This window comes from Allobosea sp. LC85, assembly GCF_000735605.1.
Lineage (GTDB): Bacteria > Pseudomonadota > Alphaproteobacteria > Rhizobiales > Beijerinckiaceae > Allobosea.
The window spans coordinates 1-2,447 of sequence record NZ_JPKG01000066.1 but is presented as its reverse complement, the minus strand read 5'-3'; the positions used below and the strand labels follow the sequence as shown (position 1 = coordinate 2,447).

The 2,447-nt window shown below is 69.1% G+C and carries 2 protein-coding genes; both read right to left on the bottom strand.

Annotated elements, in window-relative coordinates:
• Window positions 1-285, bottom strand: a 285-nt coding sequence (locus FG93_RS29940) for a biotin/lipoyl-binding protein (RefSeq protein WP_043242386.1), incomplete at its 3' end; no start/stop codon positions are given.
• Between the two features lie 144 nt (window positions 286-429).
• The coding region (locus tag FG93_RS31550) for a calcium-binding protein (RefSeq protein ID WP_052514379.1) at window positions 430-2,447 on the bottom strand (2,018 nt) is incomplete at its 5' end.

The window sequence follows — 2,447 nt, the reverse complement described above, 5'->3', positions numbered from 1 at the left end:
AGGTTTGCGGCCGAGATTCTCGCCGAGCTGCGAGCGGATGATCGAGAGCTCGGCCCTGGTCTGGACATCGTCGAGCCAGAACAGGGTCTGGCCTGCCTCGACCCGGTCGCCCTGGCGCACCCCGATCGCCTGGACGATGCCGCCGTCGCGGTGCTGCACCTCCTTGAGGTTCTGGTCGACCTTGACCGAGCCCTGCGCGATCACGGCGCCGTTGAGATGGGCGCTGGCGGCCCAGCCGCCGCAACCGACGACCAGCAGCAGGGCGAGTGCCGTGCCGGCGAGCATATGCCGGCCGAGACCGAAGTTCGGCTCGCGCTCGCCCCTGGCGTCCCCGCCGGCCTGTGATGTGACACTGCGCCTGGTCATGCTGGTCTCTCCCGTCAGCCGGCCCCGGACGCGGGGCCCTGCGGCCCCGCGTCCGGGTCGGGATCAATAGTAGTAAAGCCTGTGGCTGCCCTGGATCTCGATCGAGTAGTCCTTCTCGTCGGTCTGCTCGAGATAGACGTCGACGTAGGTGTAGTCGTCCTCACCGATCTTCTCGATGCGGAAGCGGAAGGGCTGGCCGGCAGCGTCAGCCTCGTCGCCATAGGTGCTGGCGAACGGATCTGCTCCGTCCCCGGCCGCGTCACCGGTGGGATCGTCATCCGTGCGGATCTGGTACTGCTTGATGACGATGCGGTCGCCGGCCTCGAGATCGAGGATCTGATGGATCAGGTCGCGGTCATCCGCATCATAGGGCACGTCGAAGGAGAAACAGTCGCCGCCGGCCCCGCCGCTCAGCGTCACCGCCTCAGCGCCGATGGTGAAGTGGTCGTCGCCGCTGCCGCCGAGCACGGCCTCGATACTGGAGAACCCGTCCTCGCCGATCTCGACGCCGACCGCCTTGCCCTCGACGAGGTTGATGTCGATGCTTTGCGTCGCCTGGGAGTAATCCAGCGTGTCATCGCCGCTGCCGCCCATATAGCAATCGGCCGCGGCGTCGAGCGTGCCTACGATTCGGTCGTCGCCCGACCCGGCTTCGACCCCGTCCGTGCCCGCACCGCCGTCCAGCACATCGTCGCCGGCCTCGCCGGAGAGCGTGTCGTCGCCGGCCTCGCCGAAGAGCCGGTCGTTGCCGCCACCGCCGGCCGCGACGTCGTCGCCGGCACCGAGCCGGGCCGTGTCCTGGTCGCTGCCGAACTGGACATGATCCATGCCCGCTCCGCCGGTGACCAGATTGCTGCCGTTGCCAGTGCGGACACTGTTGTTGCCATCCCCGGTGAAGATGGTGTTGTCGCCCTCACCGGCATCGATCTCGTCGCTGTCGGCCCCGCCATCGATTGTGTCGTCGCCGTCGCCGCCATAGATCATGTCGTCGCCGGCTCCACCCATGACGTGATCGTCGCCGGCATCGCCATGAAGTTCATCGTTCCCGACGCCGCCATCCAGCGTGTCGTCACCCTCATCGCCATGGACGACGTCGTCGCCGGCATCTCCGGCGATCTGGTCGTCGCCGGCGCCGCCCTGGATCACGTCATTGCCGGCTCCGCCGGAAAGCTGGTCGTTGCCGTTGCCGCCGACGAGGAGATCGTTGCCGTCGCCGCCGAAGATGATGTCGTCGCCATCCTCGCCGAAGAGCTGGTCGTCGCCCTCGCCGCCATGGATCGTGTCGTTGCCGGTGCCGCCATAGACGATGTCGTTGCCGCGGCCGGCATAGATCAGGTCATGGCCGGTGCCGCCGCGGATGAAGTCGTTGCCGGCGCCGCCATGCAGGATGTCCGAGCCGCCGCGGCCATCGATCGTGTCGTTGCCGTCGCGCCCGTCGATCAGGTCGGCGCATTCGGTCCCGGTCAGGCTGTCATCGCTGGCCGTGCCGTCGATCTCGGTGAACGCGACGACGCTGAAGACGGCGGTCTGGGCGACCGCGACGGTGTCGTCACTGACCTCGTAGCTCAGCGTCACCGGACCAAAATAGCCGGGCGTCGGGGTGAACTCCCAGCCGCCCTCGACCGCGGTCAGGGTCCCGCTGGAGGCGGTGAGATGCCTGACCGCGAGCGCATCGCCATCGGGGTCGCGCGCCCCCGAGAGCAGGCCGATCGCAGTGATCAGCAGCGTCTCGCAGAGCCCGATGCTGCGCAGGCTGACGGCGCCGGCGAGCTGCGGGGCCTGGTTGCGCGGGCTCCCGGAACCGCCGGGAATCTCACCACGGGGGCCGCCGGGTTTCTCGCCACCGGGGCCACTGGGGCCGGGATGGCTGCCCGGACCGGGGTGGTGGCCACCTGAGGGCGCATCGATGGGGGCCAGCCCCTCGAAGGCGTGCGCTCCGCCAGAGCCGGCGCTGCCGGACAGGCCGCCGCCACTGCCGAGCGTCAGGTTGTCGTTGCTGGCCGGATCGCCGCCGAAGACATCCTCGAGCTTCGCCGGCGAGAAGCGGCGCAGCGGCAGCTGCTCGTAATCGATCGGCGGGG